This is a genomic window from Mesorhizobium sp. ANAO-SY3R2 (genome assembly GCF_042466635.1).
Lineage (GTDB): Bacteria > Pseudomonadota > Alphaproteobacteria > Rhizobiales > Rhizobiaceae > Aminobacter.
In genome coordinates this window covers 1,480,637-1,499,717 of record NZ_CP159955.1, presented here as the reverse complement: position 1 = coordinate 1,499,717, position 19,081 = coordinate 1,480,637, and the positions used below count along the sequence as shown (strand labels likewise).

At 61.4% G+C, this 19,081-nt stretch carries 18 protein-coding genes; 7 read left to right on the top strand and 11 right to left on the bottom strand.

Translation table 11 applies throughout. The features are described 5' to 3' along the window. The first annotated feature begins 37 nt into the window (after positions 1 to 37). From ABSY17_RS11985 to ABSY17_RS11955, 7 genes are all read left to right on the top strand, one after another. The gene (locus ABSY17_RS11985; RefSeq protein WP_378953032.1) at positions 38 to 208 is read left to right on the top strand and encodes a hypothetical protein; all 171 of its coding nucleotides are present in this window, start codon (positions 38 to 40) and stop codon (positions 206 to 208) included. Positions 209 to 679: 471 nt separating this feature from the next. Further along, positions 680 to 871: a periplasmic nitrate reductase, NapE protein gene (locus ABSY17_RS11980; RefSeq protein WP_378950668.1), complete on the top strand. Its 192-nt coding sequence runs from the start codon at positions 680 to 682 to the stop codon at positions 869 to 871. 6 nt (positions 872 to 877) lie between these two features. Then, positions 878 to 1,381 carry a ferredoxin-type protein NapF gene (locus ABSY17_RS11975; protein WP_378950665.1) on the top strand — a complete coding sequence of 168 codons (504 nt, stop codon included), beginning with the start codon at positions 878 to 880 and terminating at the stop codon, positions 1,379 to 1,381. Next, positions 1,374 to 1,640, top strand: a complete 267-nt coding sequence (locus tag ABSY17_RS11970) for a chaperone NapD (RefSeq protein WP_378950662.1) — start codon at positions 1,374 to 1,376, stop codon at positions 1,638 to 1,640. The genes ABSY17_RS11975 and ABSY17_RS11970 overlap by 8 nt, the downstream gene beginning before the upstream one ends. Beyond that, positions 1,637 to 4,141, top strand: coding sequence for a periplasmic nitrate reductase subunit alpha (gene napA, locus ABSY17_RS11965; RefSeq protein WP_378950659.1), 2,505 nt, complete (start codon positions 1,637 to 1,639; stop codon positions 4,139 to 4,141). Before ABSY17_RS11970 ends, napA begins: the two co-directional genes overlap by 4 nt. Beyond that, positions 4,111 to 4,602 (top strand): nitrate reductase cytochrome c-type subunit, encoded by a 492-nt coding sequence (locus tag ABSY17_RS11960; RefSeq protein WP_378950656.1) that lies wholly within the window; start codon positions 4,111 to 4,113, stop codon positions 4,600 to 4,602. Before napA ends, ABSY17_RS11960 begins: the two co-directional genes overlap by 31 nt. A 3-nt stretch (positions 4,603 to 4,605) precedes the next feature. Next, the gene (locus ABSY17_RS11955; protein ID WP_378950653.1) at positions 4,606 to 5,313 is read left to right on the top strand and encodes a cytochrome c3 family protein; all 708 of its coding nucleotides are present in this window, start codon (positions 4,606 to 4,608) and stop codon (positions 5,311 to 5,313) included. Between the two features lie 63 nt (positions 5,314 to 5,376). On the opposite strand, the gene ABSY17_RS11950 is transcribed toward ABSY17_RS11955, so the two are convergent. The 11 genes from ABSY17_RS11950 to ABSY17_RS11900 all read right to left on the bottom strand — a co-directional run bounded on the left by ABSY17_RS11950 (position 5,377) and on the right by ABSY17_RS11900 (position 18,877). Further along, positions 5,377 to 6,513, bottom strand: a complete 1,137-nt coding sequence (locus ABSY17_RS11950; protein ID WP_378950650.1) for a helix-turn-helix domain-containing protein — start codon at positions 6,511 to 6,513, stop codon at positions 5,377 to 5,379. A 321-nt stretch (positions 6,514 to 6,834) separates the two neighbouring features. After that, the gene (locus ABSY17_RS11945) at positions 6,835 to 7,893 is read right to left on the bottom strand and encodes an AI-2E family transporter (RefSeq protein ID WP_378950647.1); all 1,059 of its coding nucleotides are present in this window, start codon (positions 7,891 to 7,893) and stop codon (positions 6,835 to 6,837) included. 155 nt (positions 7,894 to 8,048) lie between these two features. Beyond that, complete coding sequence (locus tag ABSY17_RS11940) at positions 8,049 to 8,309, bottom strand: Kazal-type serine protease inhibitor domain-containing protein (RefSeq protein WP_378950644.1); 261 nt, start codon at positions 8,307 to 8,309, stop codon at positions 8,049 to 8,051. Positions 8,310 to 8,500: 191 nt separating this feature from the next. Further along, the gene (locus ABSY17_RS11935; RefSeq protein WP_378950641.1) at positions 8,501 to 8,827 is read right to left on the bottom strand and encodes a hypothetical protein; all 327 of its coding nucleotides are present in this window, start codon (positions 8,825 to 8,827) and stop codon (positions 8,501 to 8,503) included. 68 nt (positions 8,828 to 8,895) lie between these two features. Beyond that, complete coding sequence (locus ABSY17_RS11930) at positions 8,896 to 9,393, bottom strand: DUF1269 domain-containing protein (protein WP_378950638.1); 498 nt, start codon at positions 9,391 to 9,393, stop codon at positions 8,896 to 8,898. A gap of 139 nt (positions 9,394 to 9,532) precedes the next feature. Next, positions 9,533 to 10,120: a hypothetical protein gene (locus tag ABSY17_RS11925; RefSeq protein ID WP_378950635.1), complete on the bottom strand. Its 588-nt coding sequence runs from the start codon at positions 10,118 to 10,120 to the stop codon at positions 9,533 to 9,535. Positions 10,121 to 10,236: 116 nt separating this feature from the next. Next, positions 10,237 to 13,326, bottom strand: coding sequence for an efflux RND transporter permease subunit (locus ABSY17_RS11920; protein WP_378950632.1), 3,090 nt, complete (start codon positions 13,324 to 13,326; stop codon positions 10,237 to 10,239). Continuing rightward, positions 13,323 to 14,429, bottom strand: coding sequence for an efflux RND transporter periplasmic adaptor subunit (locus ABSY17_RS11915; protein ID WP_378950629.1), 1,107 nt, complete (start codon positions 14,427 to 14,429; stop codon positions 13,323 to 13,325). The genes ABSY17_RS11920 and ABSY17_RS11915 overlap by 4 nt, the downstream gene beginning before the upstream one ends. 76 nt (positions 14,430 to 14,505) lie before the next feature. Then, complete coding sequence (gene arcA / locus ABSY17_RS11910) at positions 14,506 to 15,750, bottom strand: arginine deiminase (protein ID WP_378950626.1); 1,245 nt, start codon at positions 15,748 to 15,750, stop codon at positions 14,506 to 14,508. 19 nt (positions 15,751 to 15,769) lie between these two features. Further along, positions 15,770 to 17,203, bottom strand: coding sequence for a basic amino acid/polyamine antiporter (locus ABSY17_RS11905; protein ID WP_378950623.1), 1,434 nt, complete (start codon positions 17,201 to 17,203; stop codon positions 15,770 to 15,772). A gap of 243 nt (positions 17,204 to 17,446) precedes the next feature. Beyond that, complete coding sequence (locus ABSY17_RS11900) at positions 17,447 to 18,877, bottom strand: basic amino acid/polyamine antiporter (protein ID WP_378952622.1); 1,431 nt, start codon at positions 18,875 to 18,877, stop codon at positions 17,447 to 17,449. Between the last annotated feature and the right edge of the window lie 204 nt (positions 18,878 to 19,081).

Genomic DNA, 19,081 nt, shown 5'->3' with positions numbered 1-19,081 from the left:
TCGGCGGCTAGGTGGCAGGCAGGAGGCCGGGATTCCCATGTCGAAGATTGCGCAGTATCTTGGGCACAGCGACAGCCGGATCACGGAGCGCGTCTACGCTCGATTCGCCCCCGGACACATGCAGGATGCCGCCGATGTTCTGGATCTTAGTTTCGTGGAAGGTGTTCCCACTGGTACGCTTGAACCAGTGCCCGTGACCGGAAGGTGAACAGATGGCCAACCTTTCCTCAAACGACACAGCAAAAACGGCGCATTTTTGCGGCTTCCAGAGCGGCGCCACCCTTCACACGGGTGGGGTCATAGGTTCAATCCCTATATCGCCCACCATTCTCCTTCGCTGAATTCGGCTTTTCACACACTCTGCGTGAACAAATCGTCGCTTGCTCGGGCAACGCACACGATGGGAATACCCGTGTCCGCCGAGCATCTCGAACGCTGCGTGCGCGAGCAATTCAGCCCTGCCATCAACAATGACTGCGGAACCATTGCTGCGCACAGTCGAGTTCGAAGAGCTTGGCGCTGCTTTGCTGCCGCGCCGTGCGACGGCAGTCGCCAACAGCGGCTCTGGGTTCGCCTGGGAGTGATCCCGGCAAGCGCCCGCCCATCCCTCTGGACAAGCCGCCTCAGCGACCTAGTTGCCCTGACAGGCAGTACGAACTCGCCTTGACGGAGTATTTCCATGGCCAGTGGTTCAGTCGAACCGGCCACCGAGCCTGTCGAGCGCAAACGCAGGCGGTGGGAACAATGGGCGTTCCTTGTCCTTGCCTTCGTCATCTGGCCGTTCATCGCAGTTGGCTTCGTCGCAACCTATGGATTCATCGTATGGATGTGGCAGGCTTGGGCCGGCCCGCCCGGCCCGCCCGGCGGATGACCGGCCATGGCGCCCTCCTCGCTCAGCAGGCGCGCATTGCTTCTGGGGCACCTGGCCTCCCGGCAGCGGTTCCGCATCTACCCGCCAGAGGCGTCTGAAGGCGGTTTGAATTCCTGTATCGGTTGCGGAGCCTGCGTTGCTTCGTGTCCGACCGGCATCATCGTGCTGGCGGACGGGGTCCCCGAGATAGATCTTGCCAAGGGGGAATGCACTTTCTGCGGAGAATGCTCCAAAGGATGCCCGGAGCCCGTCTTCGACGCCGTGTCGCCGGTCAGGTTCGCTCATGTCGCAGCCATTTCCGATAGCTGCCTCGCCAGGCTCGGCATTGCGTGCGGCATCTGCCGCGATGTCTGTCCTGAACAGGCTATCCGCATGCGCCCCCGCCCCGGCGGCATTTTCGTCCCGGAGATAGATGAGGATACCTGCTCCGGCTGCGGTGCTTGCATCGGCATCTGCCCTGCGACAGCCATTGGTGTGGCGGCACCGAAGATGGAGCCAGCCCATGCCTGACGCCAGTCGCCTCTACCATATCTCCAGCGCCATCATAACCGTGCAGCCTGCGAAAGCGGAAGGCGTCGCCACGCTGGTCGCGAGCATGCCAGGTGTGGAGGTCCATGCCCGTGAAGGCAGTAAGATCGTCATCACCATTGAAGGTGCCACGACCGGATTCCTCGGCGACAGCCTGATGCAGATTGCGCTGCTCGACGGCGTGTTCGCCGCAAACATGGTCTTCGAACACGTCGACAAACTGGAAGGTACGGAACAATGACAGCCGATCTGACGCGGCGCGACGTACTCAAGGCACAGGCTGCGGCAATTGCTGCGGCAACTGCCGGCATCAGTCTACCGGCGCCGGCCCAGCCGGTGCCTGGAGGCGTGAATGCCCTTGAGATCCAATGGTCGAAGGCGCCATGCCGCTTCTGCGGCACCGGTTGCGGCGTCATGGTCGGGGTAAAGCAAGGCCAGGTCGTTGCCACCCACGGCGACTCACAGGCGCCGGTCAACAGGGGCCTCAACTGCGTGAAGGGCTACTTCCTGTCGAAGATCATGTACGGCGCCGACCGCTTGACGACGCCGCTGCTGCGCAAGCGCAATGGCGTCTACGACAAGGACGGAGAGTTCGAGCCGGTCAGCTGGGACGAAGCCTTCGATGTCATGGCCGAGAAGTGCAAGAAGGTCCTGAAGGAAAAGGGGCCGGACTATGTCGCCATGTTCGGGTCGGGCCAGTGGACCATCTGGGAAGGCTACGCGGCAACGAAGCTGATGCGTGCCGGCTTCCGCACCAACAACCTCGACCCCAACGCCCGCCACTGCATGGCCTCCGCTGCCTACGCCTTCATGCGGACCTTCGGCATGGACGAGCCGATGGGCTGCTACGAAGACTTCGAGAATGCCGACGCCTTCGTGCTCTGGGGCTCCAACATGGCCGAGATGCACCCGGTGCTGTGGTCGCGCCTCGCCGCCTGGCGGCTTGGTACCCCGCACGTCAAGGCAGCGGTGCTGTCGACCTTCACCAATCGCAGCATGGACCTTGCCGACATACCGATCATCTTCAAGCCGGGCACGGACCTCGCGATCCTCAACTACATCGCCAACCACATCATCACCACAGGGCGGGTCAACGAGGATTTCGTCCAGAAGCACACCACTTTCATGCGCGGCGTAACAGATATCGGCTACGGCCTGCGGCCCGAGCATGCGCTCCAGCAAGCGGCCAAGAACGCCGCCGATCCCGGCAAGATGGATCCGATCGACTTCGAGGCCTACAAGACTTTCATCTCCGACTACACGCTCAAGAAAGCGTCGGACCTGTCGGGCGTCGAGCCGTCGCTGTTGCTGGAACTCGCCGAGCTATACGCCGATCCCAAGATCAAGGTCATGTCGCTTTGGACGATGGGATTCAACCAGCACATCCGCGGCACCTGGGCCAACCAGATGCTCTACAACATCCACCTGTTGACCGGAAAAATCTCCGAGCCCGGCAACAGCCCGTTCTCGCTCACTGGGCAACCCTCCGCATGTGGCACGGCGCGCGAAGTCGGAACGTTCTGCCACCGCCTTCCTGCAGACCTTGTGGTGACGAACCCGGAACACCGCAGGATCGCCGAGGATATCTGGAAAGTACCGTCAGGTCTGCTGCCCGCCAAGATAGGCTATGACGCGGTCCAGCAGGACCGCATGCTCAAGGACGGCAAGATCAATTTCTACTGGATCCAGGTCACCAACAACCTGCAGGCCGCACCGAACAGCAGCAACGAGACCTACCCCGGCTACCGGAACCCTGAGAACTTCATCGTGGTGTCCGACGCCTACCCCACCGTTACCGGCATGGCCGCCGACCTGATCTTGCCCGCCGCAATGTGGGTGGAGAAGGAAGGTGCCTATGGCAACGCCGAGCGGCGCACCCAGTTCTGGCGTCAGTTGGTCAAAGCTCCAGGCCAAGCGCGCTCGGACCTTTGGCAACTTGCCGAGTTTTCCAAGCGCTTCACCACGGACGAGGTCTGGCCTGCCGAGATTCTGGCTGAGAATCCCGAGTTCAAGGGAAAAACCTTGTTCGACGTATTGTTCAAGAACGGTCAGGTCGACAAGTTCCCGGTCAGCGACATCGACCCGAACTACCAGAACCATGAATCCGAGGCGTTCGGCTTCTACATCCAGAAGGGCATGTTCGAGGAATACGCCATATTCGGCCGCGGCCACGGCCATGACCTCGGGCATTTCGACCGCTACCACGAGGAACGAGGCCTGCGCTGGCCGGTGGTGGACGGCAACGAGACCAATTGGCGCTACCGCGAAGGTTTCGATCCATATGTAAAGGCCGGCGAAGGCGTCAGTTTTTATGGGCGGCCCGACGGAAGGGCGATCATCCTGGCCGTTCCCTACGAGCCGCCCGCCGAACCGCCGGATGCCGAATTCGATATCTGGCTGGTGACGGGCCGGGTGCTCGAGCACTGGCACTCCGGCTCGATGACCCTGCGCGTACCCGAGCTCTTCAAGGCGTTCCCCGGTGCGGTTTGCTACATGAACGCCGACGATGCCCGCAAGCGCGGCATCAATCAGGGAGGCGAAGTCAGGATCATTTCGCGCCGTGGCGAAATCCGTTCGCGGGTCGAGACGCGTGGCCGCAATCGAATGCCGAGCGGAGTGATTTTCGTGCCGTGGTTCGATGCGAGCCAGCTGATCAACAAGGTTACGCTCGACGCCACTTGCCCCATCTCCAAACAGACGGATTTCAAGAAATGCGCAGTCAAGGTCGTTTCCGTCGCTTGAGCGGATCGCGCCAGCTCGCGACCGTCTTTGGTCTCGTCGTGCTCTGCGCCAGCAGTGCGGCAATCGCGCAGATGATTTCGGAACTCACCGGGCCGGTTCCACCCATGAGGCCGATTCCAGCTCCTCCAATCCCGAAATGGGTCACCAACGATGTGAGAGTGATGCGAGCCTTTCCTGACCAGCCGCCGGTCATTCCGCATTCGATCGAAGGCTACCAGCTTACAGTCAACACCAACCGCTGCCTCAGTTGCCACAAGCGCGAGTTCACCGTCGGGTCAGGCGCGCCAATGATCAGCGTGACTCACTACATGACACGCGACGGCCAGATGCTCGCCGACGTAGCACCTCGCCGCTATTTCTGCACGGCATGCCACGTCCCTCAGGCCGATGTGGTCCCTCTCGTGAAGAACACGTTCAGGGACATGAGCGAACTGGGCTTCAAGCCGACTGGGAGCGAGTGAGCGATGCAGCGGCTCAAGGATTTGCTTCGCCGATTCTGGGCAGTTATCTCCAGGCCCGCCGTCAGTCTCAGCCTTGGTTTCCTGACGCTTGGCGGCTTCATTGGAGGCGTCATGTTCTGGGGCGCCTTCAACACGGCACTGGACCTGACGAACACCGAACAATTCTGCATTTCGTGTCACGTGATGAAAGACAACGTCTATGACGAGCTGACGCACACTGTGCATTTCACCAACCGCTCGGGCGTTAGGGCATCCTGTCCGGATTGCCACGTTCCCCACAACTGGACCGACAAGATCGCGCGCAAGATGCAGGCGTCCAAGGAAGTGTGGGGAACGATCTTCGGCACCATCGATACAAGGCGCAAGTTTCTCGATCACCGCCTGGCCATGGCCGAGCACGAATGGGCGCGCTTCAAGGCCAACGACAGCCTGGAATGTCGCAATTGTCATTCCGCCGTCGCCATGGATTTGTCCAAACAGACCAAGCGAGCAGCCGAAATACACGAACGCTACCTGCTTACGGGAAAGGCGACCTGCATCGACTGCCACAAGGGCATCGCCCACAATCTGCCCAACATGCAGAACGTCGCCCCCGGCTGGAAGGTTTCGCCAGAAATGGACGCCACCAAACCAGCGGAGTCATCGGCAATCGACCAACTCGAGGGACTGGTTGCGTCTTACCATCGGATGGTATCGGGAACGGCCCAATAGCGTTCACGCTTGCGGCGTAGGGCTACTCCTGACTGGCATTGCCGATCGGACGCCCGCAGGCATTCACCCGTGTAGCCGCCGAAGCAGAATACCCAGCCGCTCATCCGGCGCGCATGTCTCGAGATCCACGCCGGGCTTGGCAGGTACGGCACCCTTGCCGCGCATTCTCGCCTCGCTCGGACTGTAGCCAAATTCACGCCTGAAGGCCCGGCTGAACTCTGCCCCATCGTTGAAGCCGCGCTGCTCGGCTATTGCAAATATGCGGCGCGTATCTGCTGGGTCGGTGAGGACCGCATGCGCATCGACAAGCCGCCGATGCAGTATGTAGCGCATGACCCCGCCGCTTGGCTCGAACAGCCGATAGAGCCGAGTGCGCGAAACACCGAGCGCCCGGCACAAGCTCTCGTTCCCCAATCCCGGGTCATGGAGGTTGGCATTGATATGCTGCCGCGCCCTCTCCAGCAATACTGCCGAAATGGGAGCGCTGGCCTCCTCCAGACTGTCCCCGGATGGCGACACGCATGCCTGGATCATGGCACGCGTCGCCGTTGCCAGTTCAGGGAGGTCAGCGACCGTCATTGTCGGCAGGCAACGGGCGAGCCCGGACATGTAGTCGGCAAAAAGATGCCCCAATCCGCCACCAAGCGTCGAGAACTCGGCCGCACCAAGCGTTGCCGCCAGATTGTGAGACAAGTCCCTAGGCACAAACAGCATCAGCATATGGCTGTCGCTGACGTGCCCCTCGAAGGGACCATCAAGGGCGTGGATCTGCACCACCCCAGGACCGGCGGAGAAACTGCCGCGGCGGGCCATCGTGTGGGCGTGGCCCTCAAGCAGCAAGGTCATGATCCAATGGTCGAGCGGCTCGCGGCGGACACGTCCTTGCAAACCGGCAAAGTCGAAGCCTTCGGTGCTGATCGACGAAAATGCCATGCAGCCAAGATCCCAGATCGCCTGCCTTGCGTCGAATCCGGGCGTTCGGCTGCCTGGATTGGAAAGATCAATCATGGGAGCGAAGTTCTGCCGCCACGCCGCGAATTGGTCAGTCCGTGAGAACCCGTCGGTGGAAAACTCGAAATGAGGGATTGGCGCCCGCTGCTCATCAAGCGCCTGGGCATGACTGAAGGTAAATTCAGGCCCGCCGCGAACAACGGTTGGACTGCGACCATTCCGCCCCAACGCCCGCTGCGCTGCAGTCATGCTGCCTCCCTGATGAGAGGCAACGTCAGCGTTGCCTCTGGTGGCAAACTTATCAACCCCAACAGGCAGGCGCGAATGCGCCCTATGTCCCGCCGCGGTCGCCGCTATCTTATCCTGTCCGCTGACGGCACATCATCTGCGGACAATGAAAATTACATCGAAGCAATATCGCATTCAACCCGATTTTGCGCAGATTTCTACGCAACATACTAAAAGCATTAAGCAATATTGCGATTATGCTTAAATCATCAAAACAATCAAAAAATACGAACTAAAACATGTCTAAATTTAATTTATATTTAAAACACTAGTGAACCCGAACTATTCCTCGCGATACTCGGCCTGGGCAAACGACCTCTCGACATCGCCTGACGCGAGCAATGTCGCGATCCACCGGCCATTCGGCGATTGGAAGCAATAGACGATGAACGCGATCAGGATCGGCACGCCGATGAATGCACCGGCAATGCCCCATATGAAGCTCCAGAAGAACACCGAAAAGATGACGGCGAAGGGCGAGATCGACAAGGAGGCACCGGTCAGCAGCGGCTCCAGATAACTGCCGATGATGAACTGGATCACGTTGAGGCCGATGAAGATCACGACGGCCATCTGCCAGGATTCGAACTGCGCGATGGCAAAGAGCGTGGGAAACATGGTCGCGACGAATGGCCCGAGGAAGGGAATGTAGTTGAGCGCGAAAGCGATCGCCCCCCAGGCCGCGGCAAGTTCAAGGCCGGCCGCGAGTGCAAACACCCACACGACGAGGCCGGTAAGCACGCTGGCGAAGCTGCGCACGACCATATAGCGCCTGAGCTTGGCGGCAATCAGACGGTTGGCGGTGCGGATACGCGAACCCTGAGGTTGGGCAGAAGGCGCGGCTAGCCTGCGGTTGAAGTCCTCGACCTCAAGCAGGCCAAGCATCACCAGAATGAACACAAGCACCGCGAAACCGGCGAAGCCATTAAGCCTCCCGGCCACCCCTTGGGTAAAGCCGACGAGCCAGTTGACATCGTAGCGGTCGGCGAGTGGCCCGGCGATGGCCAGGCCGTGTTCCTCGAGCCAGTTGGTCCAATCGGTGTAGATTGCCTGGAATCGGCCGGCATTGAGGAACAGCCACTGGCCAATCCTGCCGAACCCCCAGAAGACGGCGGAGCCGACGGCGAGCACCACGGCAATCGTCGCCGAAAGCGTAACCAACAGCGCCAGCAATTTAGGGAGGAAGCGCTGAAGCGCGGCCTGCATCGGCCAGACCATCGCGATGACGAAAAGCGAAAAGACCAGCGGAACGAAGATCGTCTGCCCCACATACAGCAGGGCAAGTACGAGAATTCCGGTCGCCAGATACCCGATCAAGCGACCCTCACCGCCAATTGCCATCACCGCCCCTTGCCCCTCATGCCAAAGCTCTGTCCAACCGAAGTTCAACAACTCCGGCAGCATTGTCCACTATGAATATGCGCCTTGATGCAAAAGCACACGCGAAGTCGAATTCGATTTCGCGTGTGGACTTGCTTTGACGGCTCGCCGCTGCGTCAGCGGCATTGGCCTTGATGCACGATGCGGAAGCCATCCGCCCGCGCAAGGCAGCTATTGGAGAAAGTCTGCCATCTGTTGCCCCTGACGGCACAGACGGGCACGAATTCCATCGTGCAGGCACGCGGCGGCTCGGCCCTACGGCATTGCCCGTTGTGGATCACGCGGAACCCGTCGGCCCGCGCCAGGCAGGCATTGGAGAAGGTCTGGGTGCGGTCGGCGCGTTGGCCGCAAACGGGCGCGTATTCGAAACTGCACATTTGCGGGCGCGAAGGACCGGGAACGGGGCCAGGACCTGGTGACTGCGGAACACAGGAAGACAATGCAACGGCGGCGACCAATAACAACACCGGCCCAAACAAACGATAGACTATGGTCATCAATCTCCCCCCTCGGGTTTTGAAGTGCCGTAAGGCTCCGTGAAAATCAGCCGGGCTTCGTCGCCGGCGCACTAAAGGTCCCAGGTTCCGGCGAGCCTTCGCAGGAACCCGAGAGCCAGGATGAAAACGACCCCGCCGAGAAGGCCCGCGATCCCTACACCGATCATGATCGTGGGAGCGAGCATGTCAGCGGCTGCGTTCCCTGCTCCGCCGACAAACCACTCGATGCCCGGCGTGCGAGCCACGAGCCAGGTGAGGATCAATCCTCCGACCGCGCCCGCCAGTGCGTTGACGCCGCGACCGAGGCTGGCGCTGTTTACCCAATGGCCCACGGCCAGTCCGCCCGCCGCCCCGCAGATCGCTTCAATCAGAATGGGGATGATGGTTTGCGCGGACATCACCGTGCTGCCTGGATCGTCATGTGCGATGGGCGGACCTTGGCGATCCGCCCCATTCGCCATCGGCCTCAGGCGGCCGGGCCTGCCTGCTGCAGCGCGTTGCGCAGCGCCTGTTCCTTGGTCTCGTCGAGCGAGGTCTTCAGCACCACGCCGCCAAAACCCTGGATTTCCTTCAGCACCTTGTCGGCCGTCATATCCTGAACCAGCACGAAAAGCGCGCCGTTGCCTGGCTGCATGCTGCCCGACAGTTCCTTCATGAAGGCGTCGTTGATGCCGAAATCGCTGAGCGCGCCGCCAAGCGCGCCGGAAGCAGCGCCGACAGCCACGCCGAGCAGCGGATTGAGGAACAGGACGCCGACCAGCAGGCCCCAGAAGCTGCCGGAAACGGCACCCGCCGCAGTGGTGTTTACCAGCTGATTGAGCTTGATCTTGCCGGCTTCCGTCTTGGTCGCAATGACCGCGTCGCCGAGCTTGATCAGGTACTGCTTCTGCAGTTCGAACAGGCGCTCACGCACCTCTTCTGCCTTGGCTTCGGTAGGGTAAACGATAACGATCAGATCGGACATGGTAACTCCTGTATGCAGAACGACTGAGCGAGAATTTCGCGTCTCGTCCGCGACACTAGCGCGACGGGCATACGGAAGGGATTAGCGTTGAATCCCGCGACTGTGCATTGCGTTCCAATTTGTGCAACTGCGAACGCTCTCAAGCAACTTTCCCGCCGCCGGCCACAGCATTGTAGAAGCTAACGCTCACGCGAGCATTCGCCAGCCGACGGTAGAGCTTTTTCTTCTCGTGGAGAGCCCACCAATCGTAGAGGAAAATGTCGAGTGGCCGCCACAGCGCGACCCAGCCCACGATGATGAAACCCTCCTCCACGAAATGGCTGACACCGCCGCGGGAGGAATATGCCGCGAATGTCTGGCCAAGGACGAGGCAGAGGCCGAGTACCGTAAGGCCGATCAGCAAGGTGCGCCGCCCGAGCCGGAAAAGGTCGCTCAGTTCGCGCCCCATGGTCTTTTCGCGATGGGCGAAATGATGCTGAACTGAAGTTTCCAGACTACTGACCTCCGGGTCCTCTTCCGCACTCGCGGGCACGTGGATGCGGATCTGGATCGGCTTGTCCGCAGGCAACTCGTCGACCCAATCGCAAATGTACTCATCCGCCTCCTTCGCCAGGTCGCGCTCCCGGAACGGAAATGGATCCATCGTATCGAAGAGTTGCGAGACATCGTCGAGGCGGATCTCGATCGCCGGGGACTGCCCAGGTTCCAATGGTGCATAGCGGGTCATCGCGATGGCCTCCGGAACCAGGGCCCCCGCCCCGGCTTTGCTTGAAAAACTCGGCATTCTAGCCGCATGGGATTCTCCAATCGCTGAAGGCCGAAATTGCCCGTCGCGCCAGATCGTCAACCGACCACATCAACGGCCTCCGCCTGCAGCGATTGGCGAGCATCGCCATCCGGCTCAGCGGGAATGCCGAACCACAGGACATAAAGTGCGGGCAGGAACACGAGCGTCAGTGCCGCCGCGACGACCAGCCCGCCGATAACCGTGAATGCCAGCGGCGCCCAGAACGGATCGCGGATGATCGGCAGCATGCCAAAGATGGTCGACCCGGCAGTAAGGAACACTGGCCGCACCCGCTCCGTTGTCACGTCGATCACGCCCTGCCAGGACCTGCCGTCGGCCGCCATCCGCTTGTCCAACTGGTCGATGAGCACGAGCGAATTGCGCGTGATCATGCCGATCAGGGCGATCATGCCGAGCACGGCGATGAAGCCCATCGGTATGTTTGCGATCAGCATGACCAGCACGACACCGATCAGCCCCAGCGGAACAACGCTCAGCACCAGCAGCAGCCTCTGTACGCTCTGCAGCTGGAACATCAGGATCACGACCATCACGATCGCCATCAACGGGAGCATTTCGACTACCGACTTGAGCCCCATTTCTGCGCCCTCGACCGAACCGCCGACCTCAATCTTGAAGCCCGGATTGTCGGCACGGATCGCATCTATCTTGTTGGCCGCAGCATTTACGGCAGTGGCGGCAAGGACGCCCTCCTGAGTGTCGGCCTGGACTGTGACGGTGGTCTCGCGGTTATGCCGCCAGATGATCGGCTGGGTCGTCCGGTATTCGATCGTAGCGATACTGGCCAGCGGCACGGTCTTGTTGGTACCGATCGGAATCTGGAGGGAACGAAGCGTATCGATGCTCGTACGCTCGTCCGCCCCCGCGCGGGCCACCACATTCACCAGATAGATCGAGTCCCTCACCTGCGTGATCGGAAGCCCAGATGCGGTCGCAAACAGCGACTGCGCGATCGCCGCGGAATTCAGTCCGACCAGCCGGGCGCGATCCTGGTCGACCTCGATCACGACTTTCCTGACCGGTTCGTTCCAGTCGAGGTTGGGCGCAATCACGCCCTTGATCCCCGCCAGCGCGTCGGCAACCTGCCAGGCGACGTCGCGAACGCCCGCAACGGTTGGTCCGCTGACGCGATACTGTATCGGCCAGCCGACCGGAGGTCCCATCTCAAGCGGCGAAACCCGCGCAATCATGTTCGGGAAGCGGCTGTCGAATTCCTGTTGCAGCCGGGCCTGGAGCGCGTCGCGGGCCTCGACACTCTTGCCGATCACCACGGCCTGCGCGCGGAAAGGCGCAGGTGCCTGTATGTCCATCGGCAGATAGAAGCGGATGGCATCCGAACCGACATAGAAGCTCCAGTCGACCACATCAGGGTCGGCAGCCAGGACTTGCTCGACCTTCTTGACGTCCGCCTCGGTAGCGCGCAGCGAGGCATTCTGCGGCAGCACCAATTGGACCATCAGCTCTGGCCGATCCGACGGTGGAAAAAACTGCTGCTTGAGGAGCGGCCAGGCAAGCAATGCGGCCACGAACAGTGCCGCTGTACCGATCACCACTGCGATGCGCAGCCGGATGCAGGCGCCAAGGATCTTCTTGAACCACCGCGTCATGGTACCTTCGCCCTTCTTGGCCGCCTTCGGGTCCGGCTTCAGAACGGCAAGCCCGACGATGGGCGTGAGCAGCACCGCAACGAGCCATGACACGATCAGCGAGACGGCGACCACGACAAAGAGCGAGCGCGCATATTCGCCCGAAACGCTGCGGGCAAACCCGACGGGGATGAAGCCCGCGATCGTCACGAGCGTACCCGCCAGCATCGGGAAGGCGGTGGCGGTGTAGGCATAAGAGGCCGCCTTGACCCGCTCGTAGCCCTCGTCGAGCTTTGCCACCATCATCTCGGTGGCGACCATGGCGTCGTCGATCATCAGCGTCAGGGCAATGATCAGGGCGCCGAGCGAGACGCGCTGCAACGCGATCCCCATCAGATCCATAGCCAGGAAGGTCATGGCCATGACCAGCGGAATCGACACCGCCACGACCAGCCCGGCCCGAAAACCGAGCGCCAGGAAGCTGACGCCCAGAACGATCAGCACGGCCTGGGTAAGCGAGACGGTGAACCCGCGTATCGCATTGGTAACGACCGTCGGCTGGTCGGCGACCTTCACCAGATCGATGCCTATCGGCAGATCGTTCTCGAACTGCTTCATCGCCACATCGATGTTGCGGCCAAGCTCGAGAATGTCGCCGCCGGAGGCCATCGACACGGCCAGGCCGATCGCCGGCCTGCCCTTGACCCGGAACAACGGCTGGGGTGGATCCACCGTGCCGCGCACGACGCTGGCGATGTCGCCCAGGCGGACGAAGCCAGACCCTGTCGGAATATTAAGGTTGCGGATGTCTTCTTCGTTGCGCAGGTCGCCGGACACCTCGAGGATGGTCCGATCGTGTTCAGTGGTCATCGTGCCGGCAGGAAGCACAGCATTTTGCGCCTGGATGGTGCCGATGATCGTGGACGCGCTCAGGCCGAGGCTGGCCAACCGCTGCGTCGAGAATTCGATGTAGATGGTCTCGTCCTGGGTGCCGAGCAACTCGACCTTGCCGATGTTGTCGAGCCGCAGCAGGCGGTTCCTTGCCTCATAAGCCCAGTCGCGGACCTCGCGGTCGCTGAAGTCCTCCGAGGAGAAGCCGTATATGATGCCGAATGTATCGCCGAATTCGTCATTGAAGAACGGGCCGCGTATGCCCGAGGGGAAAGTCGCCTGGATGTCGCCGACCTTCTTCCGCACCTGGTACCACAGGTCGGCCACCTTGTCGGGCGCAGTGGCATCGTCGAGCGTGACATAGATCACCGATTGGCCGGCGGTGGTCAGGCTGCGCAGTTGATCCAGGCCCGGCACTTCCTGCAGGGTCCGTTCCAGCCGATCAGTGATCTGATCGGTGGTCTGTTCGATCGTGGCGCCCGGCCATGCCGCATGCACCAGCATGGTCTTGACGGTGAATTCGGGATCTTCGCTCCGGCCGAGACGCACATACGAAAAGGCGCCGGCAACGGCGCCAAGCAGCATCAGGAAGACGATCAGCCCCCGGCGCTTTATCGCCCATTCGGAAAGATTGAAACCGCCGTTCATTGCGCTCCGCCCTGCAGCAGGCGGACGGGCATCTGCGGACGCAACTGCTGGGTGCCGGCAATGACGACCCTGTCGCCATCGGCAAGGCCGTGCGACACCAAGAAATCACGGTCGCCGAAGCGCGCCACCTCGACCGGCACCAGTTTTGTCGTGCTGTCGGCAGGATTGACGACCCAGACGGCAGGCTGCGCGCCCTTGTTGAAAAGTGCGGTCATCGGCAGCCGTGCAACCGGCTCGCCCGGAATCTTGACCGTACCGCGCACCGCGCTGCCAAAGCGAAAGTCGCTCGGGACGTTTTCGAGCGCCACGCGAACGTTGAAGTTGCGCGTGACCGGATTTGCGGTCGGCGAAATTTCACGGACCGTACCGGTGGCCATGCTCTGGGGATTGCTGAGCAGGCGGGTCTCGACCTGCATGTCGCGGGCCGCGGCTTGGAAGGTAGATTCGGGCACCTGGAAAACGGCGTCCTTCTCCGCCTGCTGCGCCAAGCGGACGACCATCTGCCCGCCGCCGACGACTTGCCCGACCTCGGCGCCCACTGCCGTGACAACGCCGGCCGTATTTGCCGTGAGCACGCGGTTGTCGAGATTGTTCTGCGCGACACGCAGCGCAGCCTGCGCGGCATCGACCCCGGCACGCGCCGCATTTGCCTGGGCGATGGCGTTGTCGAGCGCGGCGCGGCTCGTCGTCCGCGGGTAGAGCTGCTGTTGGCGGCTGCGCGCCACATCGGCATTGTCGAAATTCGCCTGCGCAGCGGCAAGGTTGGCCTCGGCCTTGCGCGCGGCATCCTGCGAATCCTCGATGTCCAGTCGCGCCAACACCGTGCCTGGCTCGACGAGATCGCCGACATCGACATTACGCTCGCGGATTTCGCCGCCCTGGCGAAAGCCGAGATTGGTCTCGAAACGCGGCTGAACCTCGCCGACAAGCGAGCCGAACGTGTCTTCGGGGCTGAACGAGACCGTCTCGGTCTTCACCGGACGCGGCTGCGATTCGACAGCCTCTTCTTCCCGCTGGCATCCAGCAACCAGCAGTGTGGCAAGCGTCGCGGCTGCGAGACCGAGACCGGCCCTGCATCTGGTTGCGGATGGCCTGGGCATCATTGCGCGTCCCCTCGTCAGACAACCAGCGCGCGGCATCCGCCGCACGCTGGCTCCAGCGATCTCGTAATCCAGCTGGTCAGTAGTCGACCGCATCGCGGATGATCGGGCAGGTCATGCAATGACCGCCGCCTCGTCCACGCCCGAGTTCTGCACCAGTGATCGTGATGACCTCGATGCCTTCCTTGCGCAGCAAGGTGTTGGTGTAGGTATTGCGATCATAGGCGAAGACCACGCCGGGCGAAGCGCAGACCAGGTTGGCGCCGCTGTCCCACTGCGTCCGCTCGCGCATGTAGGCGTTGCCGCCGGTCTCGACGACGCGCATCTTCTTCAGGCCGAGCGAATCCCGCACGGTCTCCACGAACGATCCCTTGTCCTTGTGGAGTTCCACGCCGCCCTTGCCATCAGGACGATAGGAGAAGGCCTGGATGTTGTTGACGATGTCGGGATAGAGCAGCACGCAGTCGCGGTCGGCGAAGGTGAACACCGTATCGAGGTGCATCGCCGCGCGCAGCTTCGGCATGGCCGCAACGATGACGCGTTCGGCCGCGCCCTTCTCGAAAAGGTTGGCCGCGAGCTGGCTGATCGCCTGGCGCGAGGTGCGCTCGCTCATGCCGATCAGCACATTGCCCTTGCCGATGGGCATGACGTCGCCGCCTTCGAGCGTGGCGAGGCCATGATCCTTGAGCGGGTCGCCGTACCAGACGTTGACCTTGCCGACGAAGTCGGGGTGGAACTTGTAGATGGCGGTGGTGAGGATCGTCTCTTCGTGGCGGGCCGGCCAGTAGAGTGGATTCAGGGTGACGCCGCCATAGATCCAGCAAGTGGTGTCGCGGGTATAGAGCGTGTTGGGCAGCGGTGGCAGCAGGTACTCGTTCACCCCTGCCGCATCGCGCACGAGTTGCAGCATCTCGCCGCCATGCGTCTCGGGGAACTCATGCGTCGACAGGCCACCGATCAGCGTTTCGGCGAGCTCGCGGTTGGACAGGCCCTCGAGATAGCTGCGGACCTCATCGACGAGGCCGAGACCGACCTGGTCGGGCACCACTTGGTTGTCGAGAATCCAGGCCTTGGCCTCGGGATTGGCAACCGTTTCGGCGAGCAGGTTGTGCATCTCCACGACCTCGATGCCGCGGTCGCGCATCTTGGTCATGAAGTCGAAATGGTCGCGCTTGGCGTTGTCGACCCAAAGTACGTCATCGAACAACAGATCGTCGCAATTGCTCGGCGTCAGGCGCTGATGGGCTCGGCCTGGCGCGCAGACCATGACCTTACGAAGCTGGCCGACCTCGGAATGAACGCCGTAGGGAGTGTCGTTTGTCATGACGTTTCTGCCTTTATGTTCAGGGTGTGATGATCCCGGTCACCAGACCGTAGAAACCGACAAGTCCGGCGATCAGGGTGACGGCGAAGACGATGAGTTCGGTTGGGGTGAACAACTGCAGTTTCTGTTCGCGACGTGCCCAGAAGTAGAGAATAGTGCCCGGCACGAAGAGCACAGCGACGAGCAGCACGTATTTCAGACCGGCGGCGACGAACATGAAGATCGTGTAGATCGCCGCGATCCAGGCAATGACCTGATCACGGCCACGGTCGCCGGGGGTCGTTTCATAACCTTCACCGCTGCGCGCGATCAGAATTCCGTAGCCGGCAACCAGCAGATATGGCAGCAGCGCGGTGACGCTCGTCATGTCGAGCATGAAGTTGAAGGCGTCGCGGGACCAGTAGGTGGAGATCACGAACAGCGACACCACGATGTTGGTCAGCCACAAGGCATTGGCGGGCACGCGATTGCCGTTCTGCGCGGCGAAGAGCTTCGGCATGTCGTTGGACTTGGCCGCAGCAAAGAGCACCTCCGCACAAATCAGCGACCAGGCGAGATAAGCGCCCAGCACCGATACCAGCACACCGATGGAGATGAAGACGGCCCCCCAGTGACCGACAACGGCCTCGAGAACGCTTGCCATCGAAGGCTGCTGGACGGCCGCGATCGCCGATTGCGGCATTGCTGCGTAGGGCAGCATAGTCACTGCCACCATCAGGCCGGTTACGCCGACGAAACCCAGGATGGTTGCCTTGCCGACGTCGGAGCGTTCCTTGGCGAAGCGCGAGTAGACGCTCGCGCCCTCGATGCCGAGGAAGACAAACACGGTGATGAGCATTGTGTCACGCACCTGCGCGACCAGAGACTTGGCCGGCATGTCGGCGCCGCCGAAGAAATTCTCGGAGAACTGGGAATAATTAAAGGCGAAGACCAGCACGAGAATGAACACCAGGATTGGCACGATCTTGGCGATCGTGACGGCGGTGTTGATGAATGCGGCTTGCTCGACGCCGCGCAAGATGAGGAAATGGAAGGCCCAGATGCCGATCAGCGACACGATGATTGCGGTCGCGCTGCTGCCATCGCCGAAGATGCCGGGGAAGAAACGCCCAAGGGTCGAACCGATCAGAACCCAGTAGAAGACGTTGCCGAGGCAACTGCCGAGCCAATAGCCGAAGGCGGACAGGAACCCCATGTAGTTGCCGAAGCCCGCCTTGGCATAGGCGAAGACACCGGAGTCGATATCCGGCTTCTTTTCGGCCAGTGCCTGAAACACGCGTGCCAGCATATACATGCCGGTTCCGGCGATCGCCCAGGCGATGATGGCGCCGAACGGACCTGTCGCTGCGCCGAAACGTCCGGGCAGGTTGAATATGCCAGCGCCGACCATGGACCCCACGACCATGGACGTGAGTGCAAACAGCGACAGCTTCTGAGCATTACCGGTAGCCATCCAACCCCCTTCTGCACCGCCCGAACTTGGATCCGCCGTCGGCGTGTGCATTTCGCTTCTTGGAAGAATTATAGGGTGGTTCAGGTGCGGCTGTGATCAGCATGGAATCCCACGACTAGGCCGTGCGTCCCAATGTTTTTGCGTCAACCCTTGCTGGAAGATTGTCCTCACGGGGCCAATCGCCCCAGATTGAACCGCCCGCATATAGGAACGATGTCGACGACAGCCCGGCGTCGTTGGGCGCTAGACGGAGATCAACCCCGTCGCGATGGCATAGATCGCAGTCGCCGCGCCAAGTGCTGCAACCGCAAACATGACCTTCTCGGCGGCCGTGAACACGCGCCTGCCCTGTTCCAGCCGCGCCATGAAGAACAGGATGGTGCCGGGTCCGTAGATGACCGCAGACAGGAGCAGATGCTTGGCGCCAGCCGCGTAGATCAGGCCCGCGGCATAGACAACGGCAATCGCCGCCCGCACCAGGTCGCCACGGTGGCCTTCGGGATCGCGATCGTAGGTCTCGCCGGTCCAGGCGAGCTTTAAGCCATAGGCGGCGACCAGCAGATACGGGATGAGGATCATCGAACTCGTGAGTTCGAGAGCGAACCTGAATGCATACTGCGCAAACAGCGTCAGGATGAGGAACGTCTGGACAATGATGTTCGTTAGCCACAGGGCATTGGAAGGAACGCCGTTGCGGTTCTCATGCGAAAGGAAGCGCGGCATGGTGTCGTGCCGGGACGCGGAAAAGAGAATTTCGGCCGCCAGCAGCACCCAAGAAAGATACGCTCCGGCAACCGATATCAGCAGTCCGAGGCTGACGAACTTCGCGCCCCAGGGCCCCACCACCGCCTCGAGTACGCCGGCCATCGACGGATTCCGCAATGCTGCAAGGTCGGGCCTGAGAAGGATGCCATAGGAAAGAATCGTCACCAGGACGAGCAGGCAAAGCACGCCCAGAAAGCCGAGCAGCGTGGCCACGCCGACGTCGGATCGATTGCGCGCATACCGAGAATAGACACTCGCCCCTTCGATGCCAACGAAGACAAAGACGGTGACCAGCATCGTGGCGCGCACCTGGCTGGCCATGCTGCTGACGCTGACCTGCTCGCCGCCCCAGAAATTGGCGGCAAACACATCCGCCTGGAAGCCCACAGCCACGAACACGATGAAGAGGAAGATCGGGATGATCTTGGCGAATGTCACGATCGTGTTAATCGCCGCCGCCTCCTTGACGCCCCGCAGGATCAGCGAATGGACGGTCCACAGCAGCATCGAGGAAACGACGACGGCTATCACCGTATTGCCGTCACCAAAAACCGGGAAGAACAGTCCGAGCGTCGATTTTATCAGCACGAAATAGGAAACGTTGCCGAGGCAGGCCGCCGACCAGTAGCCGAGGGCGGACAGGAAGCCGAGGTAATTTCCAAAGCCTGCCTTGGCGTAGGCGTAGATGCCGGCATCAAGGTCGGGCCTGCGCCGCGACAGGGTCTGGAACACGAAGGCCAGCATCAGCATGCCGACGCCGGCGATCGACCAGGCGATCAACGCGCCGAACGGGCCGGTAGCCCGGCCGAAGGCCTGCGGCAAGGAAAAGATGCCGGCGCCGACCATCGAGCCGACGACCATCGCCATCAGCGTCCAAACGGAGAATTTCTGTACAGGTGTTGAGTCCATCGAAATCGCCGCCCTGATGGTGCCCAGTAGATTGACACCAAAGCACATGCGCCAGGGGCCGGACATCAATCTAGCCCCTGGTTTGCCATGGTGTGATTGGCAAAGAATCCCAGAGTTTTGCCTGACGTCCCATTTAGTATTCAGCACGTGCAAAAGAATGGACAATTTCGAGCTCATGAACGCATTTCGGCTGTTGCTGTCACG